The following is a 19,671-nucleotide window of genomic DNA, read 5'->3' as shown; positions in this document are numbered from 1 at the left end:
GTCGACACCATGGTGCGGGAAGGAGGGAACGGGCGTGCTCGCGCGCCCGGCCTAGCCGCGTCGCGGTCGGCGCTGCCACGTGCGACCGCGGCGATCGTGGCGGACTACGAACGGCACCTGAGCGCGGAGCGGGGCCTGTCGCCCCATACCGTGCGCGCCTACCTTGGCGATGCCGTGTCGCTGCTGGCGTGCTTTCACGGGGTCGCTGACTCGGACCGAGACGGTTCCTGCCATCCCGCACGCACCGAGACGGGCGGCGAGGGGGTGCCGGACGACGCTGACCTCACTGGCCTTGACATCGCTGAGATCCGCGGCTGGCTGTCCGCGCAGCACGCGTCGGGTGTCAGTCGCTCAACGTTGTCGCGCAGGACGGCGTCGGTGCGTACGTTCACCGCGTGGGCGCATCGGGCGGGCTACCTCGACAGCGACCCCGGCGTACGAGTGCTCGCACCGCGGCCCCGGCGGACGCTGCCTACCGTGCTCAGCGCCAATCAGGCGGGCGAACTGCTGCGTGCATCCGGTACTCCGGCCACGGAACAAGACCCGGTGATGTTGCGGGATACCGCGATACTGGAGACGCTGTACGCGACTGGCATCAGGGTCGCCGAGCTCTGCGGGCTCGATCGTGACAACATCGATTTCTCGATGCGCCTGCTGCGGGTGCTCGGTAAGGGAGGAACGGAGCGCGTGGTGCCGTTCGGGAAACCGGCCGCCGTGGCCCTCCGGGGATGGCTTGATCACGGCCGCCCCAGGCTCCTGGCTGGTCGCACGACGTCCCATGGTGCTTCCGCTGATTCGTCTACCGGCGCGGTCGAGGGCTCACGGAGGGTAGCGGGTGATGCCGTGTTTCTCGGTGTACGTGGGGGCCGAATCGACCAGCGCACCGTCCGTAAGATCGTGCATGCTGCGGTAGGCAGCGTTCCAGGTGCGGCTGACATGGGACCGCATGGGCTGCGACACTCCGCGGCGACCCATTTACTCAACGGTGGGGCTGACCTTCGCAGCGTTCAGGAGTTACTTGGTCACGCTACGCTAGCGACGACCCAGCTCTACACTCATGTGACCGTCGAGCGGCTGAAGGCGATACATGACCGAACCCATCCCCGCGCGTGATGACCGCATCGGTGACGAGGCGACGTCCCGATCCGTCGAGGTGGCCACGACTCCGGCCAGGGCAACCGATCGCGTCCAGGTTCAGGTGCCGTCCGACGAGAGCGCGACTGATCGGGACGGGCAGCACGAGACCGGCACCCCCACCTCGGACATCGACGAGCTGTGGCGGGAGTACGTCCGCCTGCCGAGCCGTGCCCTGCGTGATCGGCTGGTACTGCATTACGCGCCGCTGGTGAAGTATGTCGCCGGCCGGGTCGGTACGGGTTTGCCAACGCACATCGACACCGGGGATTTGATCGGATCTGGCATCTTCGGTCTCGTCGACGCCATCGAGAAGTTCGACCCAGACCGGGGATGGAAGTTCGAGACCTACGCGATGCAGCGGATCCGTGGCGCCATCCTCGATGACCTGCGTTCCCAGGACTGGGTGCCCAGGGTGGTGCGTAGCAGGGCGCGTGAGGTCGAACGAGCACTGGAACGTCTCGGTGGACGGCTACACCGCACCCCGACCGACGTCGAACTCGCCGACGAACTCGGCTACACGGTCACCGAACTTCGCGACCTCTACGGGCAGCTGCGGTTGACCAGCGTCGTCGCGTTGGAGGAGCTCATCGGCGCCGGTCGGGAGTCCGGCTCCCTTGTCGACGCACTGCCCGATGACGACGCGATCGATCCGGTCTCGGTGCTCGTCGACAGGGACAACCGCAGGCAGCTCGCCGACGCGATCGCGCAACTCGCCGAGCGGGATCGGATCGTGGTCAGCCTGTACTACTTCGAGAGCCTCACGTTGGCCGAGATCGGCAAGGTTCTTGGTGTGACCGAATCGCGGGTGAGCCAGCTGCACACCAGGGCGGTGCTGCGACTGCGTGCCAAGCTGACCGAACAGGCGAGCGTGTAGACGGTCGTGCGGGCTCAGTCCGGCCATGGTTTCAGCCGGACAGTGGTGTGTGCCAGAAGTGGTAGCGGGTTGAGGTACTCCGGCGGTGCTGATCCGCGCCGGACGCCCCAGTGCAGGCAGGCAGGCACGCAACCGCGATGGCCCCGCCGCAGTGTGCCGATTCGCTGTCCCGCGTACACCTGCTCTCCCGCGGTGACGGTCGGTTCCACGGGTTCGTAGGTGGTGCGCAGCAGGCTATGGTCGATCGAGACCACGCCCCGGCCCGCCAGCGTCCCGGCATGGATCACCACCCCCGAGGCCGCGGCGTATACCGGAGTCCCTGGCGGGGCCGCGAGGTCGATGCCTCGGTGGCCAGGCCCGAACGGGGAGAGCGGCGCGCTGAACGGACGCGTGACGTCAGGTCTGCCCGGTAGTGGCCAGTCGAACCGTGGTGGATCGGATCGCACGGCTTCGGTGACGGTCCGGCTGGCGTGCCCTATCGCCGGCTCCGCCGTCGGCACGGTCGCTGCTGGAAGTAGTGCCAGCACTCCGAAGGCCAGCAGTACGAGGGCACGGGCTGGTCTGCGTTGTCGTCGTGTCGTCATGGCCATTACCGTCGTCCGCCACGGCGCTTCGTGGCCGCCCGCCGCGCGTATGGGGATGATTTCGCGTGCCGATGGCGCCAGCGGCGTATCAGGCGGTGGCACGTCCGGGCGATGGGGACGGCCGACAGGCCTATCCGCTGCTCATGGGCAGTGACGAGCCGCGTACACTGATCCGTGCAGTCCGCCTCGTGTGGATTGACTTCGCGTGCGCGTGCGCGGTCGGCGGGTGGTGCATCCATCGCTGGCCACGGCGCCCTGCGGTCCCCGAGAAACTCACCGGGGTCAGGGCATCGGCACCGCACCAGGGCGGCTGACCACCCGGCAGCCGCGACAACCGACACCGGTGATGCCCAGCGCATCACCACAACGCAAAAGAGGTGCTTTCGGTCATGGCCGTCGTCACCATGAAGCAGCTTCTGGACTCCGGTGTGCACTTCGGGCACCAGACCAGGCGCTGGAACCCCAAGATGAAGCGCTACATCCTCACCGAGCGCAACGGCATCTACATCATCGACCTGCAGCAGACGCTGTCCTACATCGACAAGGCGTTCGAGTTCGTCAAGGAGACGGTCGCGCACGGCGGGTCGATCCTGTTCGTCGGCACGAAGAAGCAGGCGCAGGAGGCCATCGCCAACGAGGCGCTGCGCGTCGGCATGCCGTTCGTCAACCAGCGCTGGCTCGGTGGGATGCTCACCAACTTCCAGACCGTGCACAAGCGGCTGCAGCGACTCAAGGAACTCGAGTCGATGGAGCAGACGGGCGGCTTCCAGGGGCTCACCAAGCGGGAGATCCTGACGCTGACCCGCGAGAAGGACAAGCTGGAGCGCACGCTCGGCGGTATCCGCGACATGTCCAGGGTCCCGAGCGCGGTGTGGATTGTCGACACCAAGAAGGAGCACATCGCCGTCGGCGAGGCTCGTAAGCTGGGCATTCCGGTCGTCGCCGTCCTCGACACCAACTGCGACCCGGACGAGGTCGACTACCCGATCCCGGGCAACGACGACGCCATCCGGTCGGCCGCGCTGTTGACCAAGGTCGTCGCTGAGGCCGCTGCCGCTGGCCTGCTCGCCCGTTCCGGTGCCCGCAATGGTGCCGCCGAGGGTGAGGAGAAGCCGGAAGCCGGCGTCGCCACGGACGAGCCGCTCGCCGAGTGGGAGAAGGAGCTGCTCGCTGGCGAGGGTGCCGAGTCGGGTGAGACCGCCGACGCGGACGCCGCGGCCAAGCAAGAGCAGACCACTGGCTCCTGATCGCCACCACCAGCATCGAGAGGACGGGAACAACCAACGATGGCGAACTACACCGCGGCTGACGTCAAGCGTCTCCGCGACACGACCGGCTCCGGCATGATGGACTGCAAGAAGGCGCTCGAGGAGAGCGGCGGTGACTTCGACAAGGCGGTCGAGCTCCTCCGCATCAAGGGTGCCAAGGACGTCGGTAAGCGTGCCGAGCGTGCCACGGCAGAGGGCCTCGTCGCCGGTGGTGGCGGTGCGCTGATCGAGCTGAACTCGGAGACCGACTTCGTCGCCAAGAACGATGAGTTCGTCGCGCTCGCCGACAAGATCGTCGACGTTACCCGGGCCGTGAAGGCTACGGATGTCGAGCAGGTCAAGGCAGCTGAGCTGGACGGCGGCACTGTCGACGCCGCGATCCAGGCGCTGTCGGCCAAGATCGGTGAGAAGCTGGAGCTGAAGAAGGCCGTTTACTTCGACGGCAAGGTCGAGACCTACCTCCACCGGAGGGGCGCGGGTCTGCCGCCCGCCGTCGGTGTGCTCGTCGAGTACACCGGCGAGGGTGACGCGGCGGCCGAGGCCGCTCGCGGTGCCGCGATGCAGGTTGCCGCGCTGCGGGCGAAGTACCTCACTCGCGACGACGTTCCCGCCGACGTCGTCGAGAAGGAGAAGAGCATCGCCGAGCAGACGGCCAAGGAGGAGGGTAAGCCGGAGCGCGCCCTCCCGAAGATCGTCGAAGGTAAGGTGAACGCCTACTACAAGGACAACGTGCTGCTGGAGCAGCCGTCTGTCACCGATAACAAGAAGACCGTCAAGCAGCTGCTTGACGAGGCGGGTGCCACGGTGACCCGGTTCGTGCGGTTCGAGGTCGGCCAGGCCTGAGCCGGTGATCACGGTGCACCAAGCCGTTGAGTAACGTTTGTGCCCCGTCCCCGAGCATTGGGGGCGGGGCACAATTATGAACGGGGCCGGGCGAAGCACAGGAGGAAGCGTGACGACAGATCAGCCCACCGGCTACCGGCGAGTCCTGCTCAAGCTGGGCGGTGAGATGTTCGGCGGTGGCCAGGTTGGCGTCGATCCCGACGTCGTGCACGACGTGGCCAGGCAGATCGCCGACGTCGTCCGTGGGGGCACGCAGATCGCGGTCGTGATCGGTGGTGGCAACTTCTTCCGGGGTGCTGAACTCCAGCAACGTGGTATGGACCGGGACAGGGCCGACTACATGGGCATGCTCGGCACGGTCATGAACTGTCTCGCGCTGCAGGACTTCCTCGAAAAGGAAGGCGTGCCGACCAGGGTGCAGACCGCGATCACCATGGGGCAGGTCGCTGAGCCCTATATCCCTCGGAAGGCGGAACGCCATCTGGAGAAGGGCAGGGTCGTGATCTTCGGCGGCGGCGCTGGCCTGCCGTACTTTTCCACCGACACCACCGCGGCGCAGCGGGCGCTGGAGATCGGTTGTGACGTCGTGCTGATGGCCAAGGCCGTCGACGGTGTCTATACCGCCGATCCCAGGAAGGACCCCGACGCGACGATGTACGAGACCATCACCCATGCCGAGGCACTGGAGAAAGGTCTCAAGGTCGCCGACTCCACCGCGTTCTCGCTGTGCATGGACAACAAGATGCCCATTATCGTGTTCAACCTCTTGACGGAGGGCAACATCGCTCGCGCGGTGCGTGGTGAGAGGATCGGCACGCTTGTCGCGACCCCGGCCGCACCGGTGCCCGCTTCAAGGGGCTGACAAGACAAAGCCGCAGCAGAGCCGCAAGGAGTAACCGTGATCGACGAGACCCTCCTCGACGCCGAGGAGAAGATGGAAAAGGCGGTGTCCGTCGCCAAGGAAGACCTCGCCTCGGTGCGGACGGGGCGGGCGACACCCGCGATGTTCTCGCGGATCACCGTGGAGTACTACGGTGCGCCGACCCCACTGAACCAGCTCGCGGGAATCAACATCCCCGAAGCCAGGATGGCGGTCATCAAGCCGTATGACGCCAGCCAGCTCAACGAGATCGAGCGTGCCATCCGTGACTCCGACCTCGGCGTCAACCCGAGCAACGACGGCACGATCATCCGCGTGAACATCCCGCAGCTCACCGAGGAGCGTCGCAAGGAGATGGTCAAGGTCGCCAAATCCAAGGGCGAGGATGCCAAGATCTCCATCCGCGGTGTGCGCCGCAAGGCTAAGGAGGAGCTGGAGCGGCTCGGTAAGGAAGGCGAGGTCGGCGAGGACGAGGTCACCCGTGCCGAGAAGGAGCTGCAGAACCTCACCGACACCTATGTGCACCAGGTCGAGGACCTGGTCAAGCACAAAGAAGCCGAGCTGCTCGAGGTCTAGGAGCCAGTGTGCGCGATCAGGGCGGAGCGGCGCGTGGATGAGCCCGCCGTGAGCGAACCGAAGAAGGTCTCGCGCGCTGGCAGGAATCTGCCCGCCGCGATCGCCGTTGGCGTCCTGCTCGGCGCGGGCATCCTGCTGTCTCTCCTCGCCGTGCGGCACGCGTTCATCGGTGTCGTCGCGGTCGCGCTCGCCGTCGGGACGTTCGAGCTGGCGACGGCGTTGCGTGCGGCGGCGGGCATCCGGATCCCGCTCATTCCGGTGCTGGTCGGCGGACAGGCGATGCTGTGGCTGGTGTGGCCGTTCGGGCTGGAGGCCGCCGTGGTCGCGCTGGCGGGGACGGTGTTGCTGTCGCTCCTGTGGCGGCTGCCTGGCGGTAGCGACGGTTATGTGCGCGACGTCTCCGCGACCGCGCTCGTGCTGGGGTACGTGCCGCTGTGCGGGGTTTTCGCGGTGATGCTCGTGCTGCCGGACGACGGCGTCGCGCGTGTGCTGACGTTCCTGCTCGCGGTGATCGCCTCCGACGTCGGGGGCTATGCGGCCGGAGTGCTCAAGGGCAGGCATCCGATGGCGCCCAGCATCAGCCCGAAGAAGAGCTGGGAAGGTTTCGCCGGGTCGATGACGGCGGGGACCGTCGTCGGCGGCGTGACGGTGACGCTTCTGCTGGACGGCGCGGTATGGCAGGGCGCGCTGTTCGGCGCGGCGATCGTGCTAACGGCGACGCTGGGAGACTTGGTCGAGTCGGTCATCAAGCGCGATCTCGGCATCAAGGACATGGGCGACCTGTTGCCCGGCCACGGCGGCATGATGGACCGGCTGGACTCGCTGTTGCCGTCGGTCGTGGTCTCCTGGGCGTTGCTATCGGTGTTCGCGTAGTTGTCGCTGGTCGTTACGCGCGACCTGGGACCGAGGTCACCGCGTACGGCCGCATTGGAGCCGAGTTAGTCGTCATAGGGATCATCGACCTCGGCACGCCAGTCGGGATCCGATCTACTGCGGTCGATGATGGCAAAGCGTACCCCGGCGGGATCGGCCACCACGGCGGAACGGCCATATCCGGTGTCGAACGGCGGAAGGATGACCGTGCCGCCGAATGCTTCCGTTCGTGCGGCGAGCGTATCGGTGCCGTGACGTGGATCCGCACCAAGGTAGATCAGCCAGTGTGGGGGCGTGCTGCGCTGATATTCATCGCCCATGATGTTGCGATAGAGGATGGGTTCGTCGAGACGCCACTCGACATAGTCCAGACCGGGCGCGTAGCCGACCTGCCGACCGGCGAAGCCGAACAAGGTGGGATAGAAGCCGTCGACGGCATCACCATCCCAGGTGTTGAGGTCGGCGGCGCAGAACGTGCCGGGTTGGTCCCGGCCGAAGGTCCAGCCTTCCGGCGTCTCCCAGAGAACGCAGACGGCGCCTGACGGATCCTTGACGTGCGCGACACTGCCCCTGCCTGGGATGTCAACGGGATTGAGCAACACCGTGCCGCCCAGGTTGGTGGCCCAGCCGACCGCGCTACGGACGTTGGTGACGGCGAGGTGCACCAGCCAGGCTGGCCGCTGGTTCGGCAGCGCCCGATACAGTCCGGCGACCTGTTGGCCGTCGCGGCTCGCGATCGTGTAGGTGCCGGTCGCCGGATCGGGCTTACTCTGATACCGCCAGCCGAACAGCCCGGTGTAGAACGCTCGCGCCGCCTGTTCGTCCAGCGTGGCGAGTTCGATCCAGCAGGGAGTGCCGGGAGCCGGACGGCCCGCGGTGGTGTGTGACGTCATGGTGGCCCTCCGCTTGGCATCCTGCCTTCCGCCGGGTGCTCCGGGCCAGGGCCATGCGACAACGCCGGACGAACGTCACAGTGATGGCCGTGGGACACTGGTGGGCGCTATGACTGCCCTCCCGCTGGTTTTCGACGCACCCCGTGGCGGCATGCCGCCACGGCATCTCGCCGACCTCACGGCCGCCGAGCGCGCTGATGCCGTCACCGAGCTTGGTGAGAAACCCTTCCGTGCCAAGCAGCTGTCGCACCATTACTTCTCGCGGCTGACGGTTGACCCGGTAGCGATGACAGATATCCCCGCTGCCTCGCGGGAACGACTGGTGGCCGAGCTGATGCCGCCGCTGCTTACGGAAGTGCGAGCGATCTCGTGCGACGAGGGCACGACACGTAAGACGCTGTGGCGGGCACACGACGGCACCCTGCTGGAGAGCGTACTGATGCGGTACCCCGACCGCGCGACGCTGTGCATCTCCAGCCAGGCCGGGTGCGGCATGGCGTGTCCGTTCTGCGCGACCGGCCAGGGCGGTTTGGAACGGAACATGTCGGCGGCCGAGATCGTCGACCAGGTGCGAGCTGCCGCCGCGGTGATGCGAGACGGTTTGATGCCCGGCCCGGACGGCGAACCAGCTGAGGGGCGGCTATCGAACATCGTGTTCATGGGCATGGGCGAGCCACTCGCCAACTACAAGCGCGTGGTGACGGCCGTGCGCCGGATCACGGCGCCAGCGCCGGATGGCCTCGGTATCTCGCAGCGCTCGGTCACGGTGTCCACGGTCGGACTTGCGCCCGCGATTCGGCGGCTCGCCGATGAGGGGCTGCAGGTACGGCTGGCGGTGTCCTTGCACACGCCAGACGACGAGCTGCGCGACACGTTGGTTCCGGTGAACAACCGGTGGCCGGTCTCCGAGGTACTGGAGGCCGCCCGCTACTACCTCGATCGCACGGGGCGCCGGATATCGATCGAATACGCGCTGATCAGGGACATGAACGATCAGCCGTGGCGGGCGGACCTGCTGGCCAAGCGCCTGCGGGAGCACTTGGGCCACCTGGTCCACGTGAATGTCATCCCGCTGAACCCGACGCCCGGGTCGAAGTGGGACGCCAGCCCGAAGGACGTGGAGCGGGAGTTCGTGCGCCGGGTGAACGCCGGTGGTGTGGCATGCACGGTTCGCGACACTCGTGGGCAGGAAATCGCCGCGGCCTGTGGGCAGCTGGCGGGAGAGAGCTAGCGGTTCACGTCGAGAACTGACCGGCGTGAGGTGCGGAGTGCGGTCCCGTCACCGCCGCCAGGACAGCCGACGGCGGCGGATGTCCGTGACAAGCATGCCCACGATTACCGCGGCGATGCCGACGAGCCAGAGATTCTCGACATTGCCCTCGTGGTTTCCGATGAGCATCGCGAGCAATATGACGACGATGGTCCACCCCATGATCTGCGTCGCCCTGGGGAAGTTGCCATGCCAGCCCCACTCGGCTGACGGCTCGTCGCGGGGGTCGACCTGCGACTTCGTCTCGATCTCCTTCGTCGGCGCCACGATTACTCCTTCTGCGTCACGTCCCAGCGGGCAGGTGACCGTCCTTCACGAGCCAGCTCACCCGCCCGGCGTCGATGATTACACACCGCTCGCATCGGTCGGGCAGGGCATCGGCGAGAATGGGGCGTGATGAACACGCGCGCCTCACTTGGTGACCCCAATCACGACCGTCGCTACGGTCGTTCCCGTGACGACACCGATACCCGGTCGGTGCTCGTGCTGGGCTCCACCGGGTCGATCGGAACGCAGGCGCTGGACGTGGCGGCTCGGAACCCGGGCCGGTTCCGAATCGCGGGTCTCGCGGCGAGCGGTTCGGACCCCGCCGCGCTGGCGGACCAGGCCATCAGCCACGGGGTCGATGCGATCGCGGTGGTCCGGCCAACCGCGCTGGAGGATGTCCAGCTCGCCCTCTACGCCGAGGCGCAACGCCGAGGCTACTCCCGAGGTGAGTTCGCCCTGCCCAGAGTGTTCGCTGGCGCTGACGCCGTCACCGAGTTGATCGATGCGGTCAGGGTGGACGTCGTCCTCAACGGGATGCCCGGTTCGCAAGGGCTCGCCCCGACCATCGCAGCGCTAAGCACCGGCGCGACGCTCGCGCTGGCGAACAAGGAGTCCCTGGTCGCGGGTGGGCCGCTCGTGCGGGAGGCGGCCGAACCCGGCCAGATCGTGCCGGTGGACTCCGAGCATTCCGCGCTGGCTCAGGCGCTGCGGGGAGGCCGCGCGGAAGAGGTCGAGCGGCTGGTGCTGACCGCGTCCGGCGGCCCGTTCCGGGGACGCGGGAAGGCCGAGTTGGCCGAGGTCACGTTGGAGCAGGCGCTGGCGCACCCGACGTGGGACATGGGGCCTGTCGTCACCATCAACTCCGCCACCATGGTCAACAAGAGTCTCGAACTCATCGAGGCGCACCTGCTCTTCGACGTCGACTACGACGCCATCGACGTCGTCGTGCACCCGCAGTCGATCGTGCATTCGATGGTGACCTTCACCGACGGCTCTACACTCGCCCAGGCCAGCCCGCCTGACATGCGGCTGCCCATCGCGCTCGCCCTGAACTGGCCGCACCGGGTACCCGGCGCCGCCCCCGCCTGCGACTTCAGCCGTGCCGCGGAGTGGACCTTCGAACCGCTGGACAGCGAGGCGTTCCCCGCCGTCGACCTCGCCCGGCACGCCGGTAGCGTGGGCGGCTGCTTGCCCGCCGTCTACAACGCCGCGAATGAGGTGCTCGTCGAGGCGTTCCTGGCGCAGAACACCAGCTTCACGTCGATCGTGGACACTGTATCCAAGGTGGTGGCTGAAGCGGACGAATGGCACTGTGCGCCACGGGACATCGACGACGTGCTCGCGGCCGAGAACTGGGCTCGGTCACGCGCCGCCGAGCTGGGAAGGGACTAGTACGTGGATTCGGGCCTGCTCCTCTACATCGTCGGAGTGGTGCTGTTCGCGCTGGGCATCTGCGTGTCCATCGCGCTGCACGAAGCCGGGCACATGATGACGGCGAAGTGGTTCGGCATGAAGGTGCGACGCTACTTCATCGGCTTCGGACCAACCCTGTTCTCCTTTCGCAGGGGCCAGACGGAGTACGGCCTCAAGGCGATCCCGCTCGGCGGTTTCTGCGACATCGCGGGCATGACGGCCCTCGACGAGGTCACGCCGGAGGAATCGCCCAAGGCGATGTGGCGCTACCCGGTGTGGAAGCGCACCGTCGTGCTCGCCGCGGGCTCGATCACGCACTTCATCATCGGCTTCCTCGTGCTGTACTTCCTCGCGGTGAGCATGGGCCTGCCGAACATCGACGGCAAAGCTCAGCTCGAGTCGCTGTCCTGCGTCAAGGACGCCACCACCGAGCAGCAGCTGGATAACTACCGCTGCGAGCCCGGCGATCCCACTCCCGCGGCTGAGGCCGGCATGCGGCCTGGCGACGTCATCACCGCTGTCGGCGGCGCCGCTGTTTCCGACTGGAGTGACGTGCGCAGGGAAATCCGGGAGAGCTCCGGCCCAACGCCCATTGAGGTGCTCCGTGGCGGCGAGACCGTGCGGCTGACCGTGGACGTCGTGGAGGCCAAACGTCCCGAGATCACCCAAGGTGCTCTGGACAGGGGCGAAGATCCGCGCATCGTCAGCGTCGGCATGATCGGCATCGCCGTGCAGTCCCAGTTCGAGTACGGTGCGCTCGACGGCGTGCCCGCTACCGCCGTGTTCACCGGCGACATGTTCCACAACACCTGGAACGCGCTGCTGCGGTTCCCCGAGCGCATCCCGAAGGTGGTCGAGGCGATCTTCGGTGCCGAGCGCGATCCCGATACCCCGGTGAGCGTCGTCGGTGCGAGCCGTATCGGGGGTGAAGCCGCCGAGCGCGGGCTGTGGGAGCTGTTCCTGCTGATGTTGGCGGCACTGAACTTCTTCGTCGGCATCTTCAACCTGTTGCCGCTGCTACCGCTCGACGGCGGACATATCGCCGTCACTTGGTACGAGAAGGCGCGCGACGCGATTCGCAGACTTATGGGCAAAGCGGCGGCGGGACCGGTTGACTACACGAAGTTGTCAGCGGTCACCATGGTGTTTGTGATTATTGGTGGTGCGGTGGTGCTGCTCACAGTGACCGCTGACATCGTCAACCCGATTCGATTACCGGAGTAGCGGTAACGTTGCTGGCGAATACCCGTGAAGTGAGGAGCCTGCGGATCTGATGACCGTCGACCTTGGTCTTCCCGACAGTCCGCCGCCCGTGCTCGCCGATCGCAGGAAGACGCGCCAGTTGCACGTGGGGCCGGTCGGTGTGGGCAGCGACTATCCCGTGTCGGTGCAGTCGATGACGACGACGCAGACCGCCGACGTCAATGCCACGTTGCAGCAGATTGCCGAGCTCACGGCGGCGGGATGCGACATCGTGCGAGTCGCGTGCCCGACGTCCGATGACGCCGACGCGCTGCCCGCGATCGCGCGGAAGTCCCAGATCCCGGTTATCGCTGACATCCACTTCCAGCCACGCTACGTGTTCGCCGCCATCGAGGCGGGCTGTGCCGCGGTGCGGGTCAACCCGGGCAACATCAAGAAGTTCGACGATCGCGTCGGTGAGATCGCCAAGGCGGCGAAGGATCACGGCACGCCGATCCGTATCGGGGTCAACGCGGGATCGCTTGACAAGCGCCTGCTGGCCAAGCACGGCAAGGCCACGCCGGAGGCGCTGGCCGAGTCGGCGTTGTGGGAAGCGGGGCTGTTCGCCGAGCACGACTTCCACGACGTCAAGATCTCCGTCAAACACCACGACCCGGTTACCATGATCAGGGCGTACGAGCTCCTCGCCGAGCAGTGCGACTACCCGCTGCACCTCGGCGTAACCGAGGCCGGTCCGGCGTTTCAGGGCACGATCAAGTCCGCCGTCGCGTTCGGCGCGCTGCTGCGGCAGGGTATTGGTGACACCATCCGGGTTTCGCTGTCCGCGCCGCCGGTCGAGGAGGTCAAGGTCGGTGCGCAGATCCTGCAGTCGCTGAACCTGCGGCCCCGCAAGCTGGAGATCGTCTCGTGCCCGTCGTGTGGACGTGCGCAGGTCGACGTCTACAAGCTGGCCGATGAGGTCACCGCCGGTCTTGAGGGCATGGAAATCCCGCTGCGAGTCGCCGTCATGGGCTGTGTCGTCAACGGGCCAGGTGAGGCGCGGGAGGCCGACCTCGGGGTCGCCTCCGGCAACGGCAAGGGGCAGATCTTCGTCAAGGGCGAGGTCATCAAGACGGTGCCTGAGGCACAGATCGTGGAGACCCTCATCGAGGAAGCCATGCGCATCGCCGAGGAGTCCGGCATGGACGCCGGTGAGGGCTCGCCGACGGTGACGGTGAGCTGACGTCGTCGACGGGTGGGGCGTACGACGCTTTCACCGCATCGGGCGACGCAAATGACGCTTTCACTGCGCTGAGTGCATTGAAACCGTCATTCATCGCACACTGGTCCACCCGTTTGCGCAGGCAGCGGCACTAGGTATCGGGTGCCAAGTTCTGGCACGCTGGATGCGTGTTGCGGCTCGCGGGCGCCCGTCTGGTCGACGAACGGGACTACCCGGCGGTGCGTGCTGCGCTCGCGTCGGACCCGATCGCGAGCTGCATGGTGAGTTCCCGGGTGGAGAGCCTCGGTCTCGATCCGTTCCGCCTCGGTGGTGAACTGTGGGCGCTCGAGTCGCGCTATCACCGCCATACCCGCCTGCCAGGGCTGTGCTTCGCGGGAGCGAACCTCATCCCACTGCGTGGGGACACCGGTGCGTTGCAGTCGTTCGCTGACCGTGCGCTGCGCGGGCCTCGGCGCTGTTCCTCCATCGTTGGACCAGCTACCCAGGTCCTCGGCCTGTGGGACGAGCTCGCTAGCGACTGGGGTCCAGCGCGCGAGTTGCGGTGCCAGCAGCCGCTACTCGCCCTGGACCGTGCGCCCGCCGTCCCGTGCGATACCCGTGTCCGCAGGGTTCGGCCGCACGAGATCGATCGCTACTATCCGGCAGCCGTCGCGATGTTCACCGAGGAGGTCGGCGTGGACCCACGGCTGGGGGACGGCGGCGCCAGCTATCACGCCAGGGTGTCCGAGCTGATCGCGGGCGGTCGCGCATTCGCCCGGTTCGAGGACGGTGAGGTGGTGTTCAAGGCGGAGATCGGTGCGTTATCGGCCACCGTCGGGCAGATCCAAGGCGTGTGGGTGCACCCGGAACGTCGTAGCGGGGGGCTGGGTTCAGCCGGAACGGCGACGGTGGCGGCAACGCTGATCCATGATCTCGGCAGGACGGCCAGCTTGTACGTCAATTCGTTCAACGCGCCCGCACTCGCCGCCTACCGGAAGATCGGATTCACCAAGGTTGGTGAGTTCGCGACCGTGCTGTTCTGAGCTATTCGGGCGGCGAGACTGGCCGCCAATGGCGCCACTCGCGGGCCACCACGCGCGGCTGGGGCGATTTCGGTGCGGCGACCTCCCCGAACGTCGGTGCCTTCCGGCATACTCCGGTGGCGTGCGAACCAGCCTCAGTCTCCTGCTTACCGCCGTGCTCGCTGTCAGCGGCTGCTCGTTGTTCGACTCGGATGGGCCGGACGACACGCTCGAGCGCTTCGTCGACGCCTTGGGTAACGGTGATGTCGCGGGTGCGGCCGCGCTGACCGACTCCCCCGAGTCGGCACGAGACACCATAGATCAGGCCATCGATGCGCTGGCACCGCAGGCGTTGACCGGCGAGATCGCCTCCGTCGCCGAAGCGGCCGACTCATCGAGTGCGCGAGCGACACTCGCTTTCACCTGGAAGCTCCCAGCGGACCGCACCTGGCGCTACGAGACTCAGCTCGAGCTGCTGCCCAGCCAGGACGGTTGGCAGGTGCGCTGGACGCCTTCGGTGCTCCACCCGGAGCTGGCCGCGCAGCAGACCGTGGCTGTCGTCGAGGAGGAACCGGAACTGGCACCCGTCCTCGACCGGGACGGTCACGCCTTGCTTCGTCCGCAGTCGGTCGTGTCCATCGTGCTCTACCCGGCAGAAGCCCGTGCCGACACCGGGCTCAGGGAGGTCGCGAGCCAACTGGCTGACTCGCTGGTGCGATTCGACGACTCGATCACGGCGCGTTCCATCGTGAGGCAAGCGCGGAAGGTGGACGGCAAGAATGGGTCCACGCTGGTCGCCGTATTGCGAGAAAAGGACTACCAGCGCGTAAAACCGGACATCTATGAGCTGCCTGGCGTGAAGTTCAGTCGGCAGGAACGGCTGCTGGCCAAGAACAAAGACTTCGGTCTGCACGTGCTGTCGGCGGTCCGCCGTGTCGTGCGCGAACGGATCGAGGGAAAGTCCGGCTGGCGGGTCATCGCACGGGACGCCTCCGGTGCGGAAACCGCTGAGCTGCACGCCGAGGCACCGTCGCCGAGCGAAGCGGTCGAGACGACGCTGAGCGAGCGGACGCAAACCGCTGCCGAGGCCGCCATCGACGACACCCCGAAGCCTGCCGCCGTGGTGGCGATGCGGGCGTCGACGGGAGAGCTACTCGCGGTGGCGCAGAACGAGAAGGCCAATGAGCGGGGGCCGATCGCGCTCACAGGTCGCTACCCGCCTGGCTCGACGTTCAAGATCGCCACCGCGCTCGCCGCGCTGAGTAGAGGCGAGGTGCGGCCTCGCAGCATGGTCGAGTGCCCCGGCACGGTGACCTTCGAAGGCAGGGAGATCCCCAACCAGGACGAGTTCGACCTCGGCGAGGTTCGGCTGTCGACGGCCTTCGCGCGGTCGTGTAACACCACGTTCGCGTCGCTTGCGGCCGATCTGCCGCCGGATGCGCTGACCGACGCGGCGCGCGACTTGGGTATCGGCGCGGACTTCGTCATTCCAGCCATCACCACGATTACCGGCTCGGTGCCGACGGCGGAGAACGTGGTGCAACGGGCGGAGAACGGGTTCGGGCAGGGCACCGTGCTCGCGAGCCCATTCGGGATGGCGCTGGCCGCGGCCACGGTAAAGGCGGGTGAAACGCCCGTCCCCACCTTGCTCGACGGGGAAAAGACCGAGGCGAAAGGGATGGGAGAGCCGCTGCCGGAGGCCGAGGCCTCGGCGGTGCGCCGGATGATGCGCGCCGTCGTCACTCGGGGAACCGCCACCGAGCTGTCCGGGCTTTCCGAGGTGCACGGCAAGACCGGAACCGCCCAGTACGGCGATGGGTCGAAGTCACACGGCTGGTTCGTCGGATATAGCGGCGACACCGCGTTCGCGGTGCTGATCGTGGGTGGTGGTAGCTCGAAACCAGCGGTCGACGTCGCTCGCGGAATGCTCACGGCGCTGGGCTAGGCTGGGCTATATGCGTGCTCCACTCAAGCCAGGCGTGCAGTCTCCGCGCCGTGCTGTACCGCAGTCCATCGTCCGCCCCGAGTACGTGGACAAGCCCGAGCCGAAGCGGGTTCCTGGCAACGGTGTGCGCAGTCCCGAGGTTATCGAGGCGATGCGGGTGGCGAGCCGGATCGCCGCACAGGCGCTCGAGGAAGGCGGCAAAGCCGTCAAACCGGGCAACACCACCGACGATATCGACAAGGTGGTGCACGAGTTCCTGCTCGACCACGGCGCGTACCCGTCCACGCTGGGCTACCGGGGCTTCCCGAAGTCTTGCTGCACCTCGCTGAACGAAGTCATCTGCCACGGCATCCCCGACTCGACTGTCATCGAAGAGGGCGACATCTGCAACATCGACGTCACCGCTTACATCGGCGGCGTGCACGGCGACACGAACGCCACCTTCCTCGCGGGAGAGGTCGACGAGGAAGTGCGGCTGTTGGTCGAGCGCACCAGGGAAGCCACCATGCGTGCGATCAAGGCGGTGCGGCCCGGCAGGCAGCTCAATGTCATCGGCAGGGTGATCGAGTCCTACGCCAAGCGGTTCGGCTACGGCGTGGTGCGGGACTTCACCGGTCACGGCGTTGGCCCCGCGTTCCACACCGCGCCGACCGTGCTGCACTACGAGGAGCCGTCCGTGACCACCCTGATCGAGGAAGGCATGACCTTCACGATCGAGCCGATGATCACGCTCGGCACCATCGACTACGACCTGTGGGACGACGACTGGACGGTCACCACCAAGGACAAGAAGTGGACCGCCCAGTTCGAGCACACGCTGCTGGTGACCGCGGATGGCGCGGAGATCCTGACGCTGCCGTGACGTGCGTCCGGAGACCCTCGTGGGGGTGTTGATCAACAACGCGCTCGTCGAGTATTCGACCACTCAGTCCAGTTCCAGCTGCAGCAGCGCGTTCTCCACCACTTCGGGCATGGCCGGGTGGATCCAGTACTGCCCGCGAGCCATGCTGGGGGCGTCGAGCCCGAAGCTCATCGCCTGGATCAACGGCTGGATCACGGTCGGCGCCTGCGGGCCGATGATGTGGGCGCCGAGCAGCTGTCCAGACTCGGGATCAGCGAGCAGCTTGACGAACCCGGTCGTGTCCTCCATCGCCCAGCCGTACGCGATCCCGCCGTAGTCCTGCGTCGCGGTGACGAACCGCAGTCTGCGGGACCGCGCCTGCTGCTCGGTCAATCCCACGGACGCGATCTGTGGCGAGGTGAACACCGCCTGCGGCACGAATCGGTGGTCGCTGGCCACGGGGTCGTCGGGGTGTAACAAGTTGTGCCGCACCACCCGTGCCTCGTGGTTGGCCACGTGTTTGAGCTGGTACTGCGAGCTGACATCGCCAAGCGCGTACACCCCGTTGACGGAGGTGCGCTGGTACTCATCGACGTTGATCCTGCCGTCGATGGTGGCGATACCACCCGCCTCGGCGTCGAGCAGATCGGCGTTTGGTGTGCGCCCTACCGCGATGAGCAGCAGTTCCGATGTGATGGATTCGTTCCGGTCGTCCTTGGTTCGCAGATCGAGTGTCGTGCCCTCGGTGGTCCGGCGCGCTCCGACGAGGGTGCGTTGCGTGCGGACGTCCCAGCGCTTAGCGGCGAGTTCGGTGAACCGGGTGCTGACGTCGAGGTCGTGCGCGCGCAGCAGCGCGTTGGAGCGGGCGACCACGGTGACGTCGGCGCCGAATGCGGAGAACACATGCGCGAACTCCGCCGCGATGTAGCCGCTGCCGAGGATGGTGACACTTGACGGCAGCTTGTCGATGCGCATCACGGTGTCAGATGTGTGGTACTCGACGTCGGCGTCGGCAACGAGGTCCGGGATGATAGGCCTGCTGCCCGCGGCGAGCACGATCCGATCGGCGGTCAGAGACTCCGGTGTGCCACCGTCGCTCGGTGCGACCTGGAGTGTCCGTTCCCCGGTGAAGCGCGCGGTGCCGTCGTAGAGAGTGACGTTGGCGTTGTCCGGGTGGGCCGCTCGGTAGTCCTTGCCACCGGACGCGATGGGATCGATCCTGCCGAATATCCGGTCGCGCACCTCATGCCAGCGGATCTCACGGAGTTCGGCGTCGACGCCGAGTGGTTCGCTGGTGCTGATGGCCTGCGCGATGTCGGCGGGGTAGACGAACATCTTCGTCGGGATGCACCCGACGTTCAGACACGTCCCGCCGAATATCCCCTTCTCGACGATCGCCACCCGCCAGTCCGCGAACCGCTGGTCGAGGATGGTGTTGCCGGAACCAGTACCGATGATCACGAGGTCGTAGTGGGTCACACAAATAGTCAACCGTAGACGAGCGAGCGGTGTTCCAGGTTGCCCAGATCCACTCGATTCGGTGACGCCGTGTCGCGTTCGTGGCCAGTACGATCGACCAGTCTCGTGCCGCGTATCGAGCGATGCCGAGATTCTGAGATCGATCCCGAGGAGCGCGTGTGAGTAACAGGGCGAGACTCGCCCGGTGGGCGGGACTGACGATCGCCATCGTGACGGCGGGTCTGCTTGGCCTGGTGTCCGTGACGTCCGCCGCGCCGAACTCCGCGAGCCAACCCACGATCGTCGGCGGCAGCGAGGTCGAGTCAGGCAACCGGGAGTACGTCGTCTACTTGGCGGACGAGGACGGCATGCCGTATTGCGGCGGCACGTTGGTCGCTCCGGACAAGGTCGTCACCGCCGCCCATTGCGTCAGTGCCGCCGACCCGGAGGATCTCACCGTTGTCGCGGGCAGGAACGACATCCGTAGCGATGACGGCAGTGAAGCCAGCGTCGAGCGCACGTGGGTCCCGAAGGACTACGCCAGCGTGACCGAAGGTAGCGATATCGCCGTGCTCCTGCTGGCGAAGAAGCTGCCGTACCGCACGATTCAGCCCGCCACCGAGAACGATGACCAGCTCTACCGGGTCGGCAGGCAGGCGACCGTGCTTGGCTGGGGCAAGACGGCGGAGCGCGGGGAGTCGTCCGATCGATTGCGCGCCGCCAAGGTGCCGTTGCGCGCCGACGCCGACTGCGAGGACGCCTATGGGGTCTACGTCGCGGACGAGATGGTGTGCGCGGGGTATCGTGAGGGCGGCAAGGACGCGTGCCAGGGAGACTCCGGTGGGCCGCTGATCACTGGTGGCAGGCTCATCGGCATCGTGTCCTGGGGTGAGGGCTGCGCCCGGCCGGGTAAGTACGGCGTCTACACCGAGGTGCGTCGGTACGCCAAGCAGATAGCGACGACGCCCGCTGACGAGGAAGCGCCCGATGACGAGGGCGACTCCCGCGAGCCTGAGAGCGGCGGGATCACGTTGCCCATCCTGGGTGGCGACTGAGGCCGGACGCCGCCCGGGAGCGGTCAGCTATCCGGCATGCGGAGTTCGCCGTCACGGTGTGCTAAGCA

General features: G+C 66.9%; 19 protein-coding genes. 15 read left to right on the top strand and 4 right to left on the bottom strand.

Going from position 1 to position 19,671, the window contains the following annotated elements:
* Positions 1 to 9 precede the first annotated feature (9 nt).
* Both ACFQGD_RS22010 and ACFQGD_RS22005 read left to right on the top strand, forming a co-directional pair.
* On the top strand, positions 10 to 1,113 hold the full coding sequence (locus ACFQGD_RS22010) for a tyrosine recombinase XerC (protein WP_345400985.1): 1,104 nt from the start codon (positions 10 to 12) through the stop codon (positions 1,111 to 1,113).
* Complete coding sequence (locus ACFQGD_RS22005) at positions 1,088 to 2,011, top strand: FliA/WhiG family RNA polymerase sigma factor (protein ID WP_345400988.1); 924 nt, start codon at positions 1,088 to 1,090, stop codon at positions 2,009 to 2,011. Before ACFQGD_RS22010 ends, ACFQGD_RS22005 begins: the two co-directional genes overlap by 26 nt.
* A gap of 14 nt (positions 2,012 to 2,025) precedes the next feature.
* Here the strand turns inward: ACFQGD_RS22005 and ACFQGD_RS22000 are convergent, their stop codons facing one another.
* Positions 2,026 to 2,595 (bottom strand): M23 family metallopeptidase, encoded by a 570-nt coding sequence (locus tag ACFQGD_RS22000; RefSeq protein ID WP_345400991.1) that lies wholly within the window; start codon positions 2,593 to 2,595, stop codon positions 2,026 to 2,028.
* 389 nt (positions 2,596 to 2,984) lie between these two features.
* Between ACFQGD_RS22000 and rpsB the strand changes: the two genes are divergently transcribed.
* The 5 genes from rpsB to ACFQGD_RS21975 all read left to right on the top strand — a co-directional run bounded on the left by rpsB (position 2,985) and on the right by ACFQGD_RS21975 (position 7,035).
* Complete coding sequence (gene rpsB / locus ACFQGD_RS21995; RefSeq protein WP_345400994.1) at positions 2,985 to 3,842, top strand: 30S ribosomal protein S2; 858 nt, start codon at positions 2,985 to 2,987, stop codon at positions 3,840 to 3,842.
* A gap of 39 nt (positions 3,843 to 3,881) precedes the next feature.
* Complete coding sequence (tsf, locus tag ACFQGD_RS21990) at positions 3,882 to 4,706, top strand: translation elongation factor Ts (RefSeq protein WP_345400997.1); 825 nt, start codon at positions 3,882 to 3,884, stop codon at positions 4,704 to 4,706.
* Positions 4,707 to 4,815: 109 nt separating this feature from the next.
* Positions 4,816 to 5,568 carry a UMP kinase gene (gene pyrH, locus ACFQGD_RS21985; protein ID WP_345401000.1) on the top strand — a complete coding sequence of 251 codons (753 nt, stop codon included), beginning with the start codon at positions 4,816 to 4,818 and terminating at the stop codon, positions 5,566 to 5,568.
* 36 nt (positions 5,569 to 5,604) lie between these two features.
* The gene (frr, locus tag ACFQGD_RS21980; RefSeq protein WP_345401003.1) at positions 5,605 to 6,162 is read left to right on the top strand and encodes a ribosome recycling factor; all 558 of its coding nucleotides are present in this window, start codon (positions 5,605 to 5,607) and stop codon (positions 6,160 to 6,162) included.
* Positions 6,163 to 6,210: 48 nt separating this feature from the next.
* Positions 6,211 to 7,035, top strand: coding sequence for a phosphatidate cytidylyltransferase (locus tag ACFQGD_RS21975; protein WP_345401006.1), 825 nt, complete (start codon positions 6,211 to 6,213; stop codon positions 7,033 to 7,035).
* A gap of 65 nt (positions 7,036 to 7,100) precedes the next feature.
* On the opposite strand, the gene ACFQGD_RS21970 is transcribed toward ACFQGD_RS21975, so the two are convergent.
* Positions 7,101 to 7,928 (bottom strand): VOC family protein, encoded by an 828-nt coding sequence (locus ACFQGD_RS21970; RefSeq protein WP_345401009.1) that lies wholly within the window; start codon positions 7,926 to 7,928, stop codon positions 7,101 to 7,103.
* 109 nt (positions 7,929 to 8,037) lie between these two features.
* Between ACFQGD_RS21970 and rlmN the strand changes: the two genes are divergently transcribed.
* Positions 8,038 to 9,159, top strand: a complete 1,122-nt coding sequence (gene rlmN, locus ACFQGD_RS21965) for a dual-specificity RNA methyltransferase RlmN (protein WP_345401012.1) — start codon at positions 8,038 to 8,040, stop codon at positions 9,157 to 9,159.
* 48 nt (positions 9,160 to 9,207) lie between these two features.
* Here the strand turns inward: rlmN and ACFQGD_RS21960 are convergent, their stop codons facing one another.
* Positions 9,208 to 9,468, bottom strand: coding sequence for a DUF2631 domain-containing protein (locus tag ACFQGD_RS21960; protein WP_390221152.1), 261 nt, complete (start codon positions 9,466 to 9,468; stop codon positions 9,208 to 9,210).
* 213 nt (positions 9,469 to 9,681) lie between these two features.
* On the opposite strand from ACFQGD_RS21960, the gene dxr reads away from it, so the two are divergent.
* From dxr to map, 6 genes are all read left to right on the top strand, one after another.
* Positions 9,682 to 10,857 (top strand): 1-deoxy-D-xylulose-5-phosphate reductoisomerase, encoded by a 1,176-nt coding sequence (dxr, locus tag ACFQGD_RS21955; protein WP_345401099.1) that lies wholly within the window; start codon positions 9,682 to 9,684, stop codon positions 10,855 to 10,857.
* A 15-nt stretch (positions 10,858 to 10,872) separates the two neighbouring features.
* Entirely contained in the window at positions 10,873 to 12,102 is a 1,230-nt protein-coding gene (locus tag ACFQGD_RS21950; RefSeq protein WP_345401102.1) for a M50 family metallopeptidase, read from the top strand.
* Positions 12,103 to 12,151: 49 nt separating this feature from the next.
* A complete protein-coding gene (ispG, locus tag ACFQGD_RS21945; protein WP_345401018.1) occupies positions 12,152 to 13,303 on the top strand; it encodes a flavodoxin-dependent (E)-4-hydroxy-3-methylbut-2-enyl-diphosphate synthase in 1,152 nt (383 codons plus the stop codon).
* Between the two features lie 167 nt (positions 13,304 to 13,470).
* A complete protein-coding gene (locus tag ACFQGD_RS21940; RefSeq protein WP_345401021.1) occupies positions 13,471 to 14,325 on the top strand; it encodes a GNAT family N-acetyltransferase in 855 nt (284 codons plus the stop codon).
* Positions 14,326 to 14,446: 121 nt separating this feature from the next.
* Positions 14,447 to 16,249 (top strand): penicillin-binding transpeptidase domain-containing protein, encoded by a 1,803-nt coding sequence (locus ACFQGD_RS21935; RefSeq protein ID WP_345401024.1) that lies wholly within the window; start codon positions 14,447 to 14,449, stop codon positions 16,247 to 16,249.
* 10 nt (positions 16,250 to 16,259) lie between these two features.
* Positions 16,260 to 17,111, top strand: a complete 852-nt coding sequence (map, locus tag ACFQGD_RS21930; protein WP_345401027.1) for a type I methionyl aminopeptidase — start codon at positions 16,260 to 16,262, stop codon at positions 17,109 to 17,111.
* Positions 17,112 to 17,174: 63 nt separating this feature from the next.
* Here map and ACFQGD_RS21925 read toward each other — a convergent pair whose 3' ends face one another.
* Positions 17,175 to 18,569, bottom strand: a complete 1,395-nt coding sequence (locus ACFQGD_RS21925) for a mycothione reductase (protein ID WP_345401030.1) — start codon at positions 18,567 to 18,569, stop codon at positions 17,175 to 17,177.
* A 158-nt stretch (positions 18,570 to 18,727) separates the two neighbouring features.
* Here ACFQGD_RS21925 and ACFQGD_RS21920 point away from each other — a divergent pair, with 158 nt between their 5' ends.
* Positions 18,728 to 19,603, top strand: coding sequence for a S1 family peptidase (locus ACFQGD_RS21920; protein WP_345401033.1), 876 nt, complete (start codon positions 18,728 to 18,730; stop codon positions 19,601 to 19,603).
* The last annotated feature ends 68 nt before the right edge of the window (positions 19,604 to 19,671 follow it).

It is taken from the genome of Haloechinothrix salitolerans (genome assembly GCF_042662605.1).
GTDB lineage: Bacteria > Actinomycetota > Actinomycetes > Mycobacteriales > Pseudonocardiaceae > Haloechinothrix_A > Haloechinothrix_A salitolerans.
The sequence above is the reverse complement of the archived record's forward strand: the minus strand, read 5'-3'. Positions and strand labels throughout refer to the sequence as shown.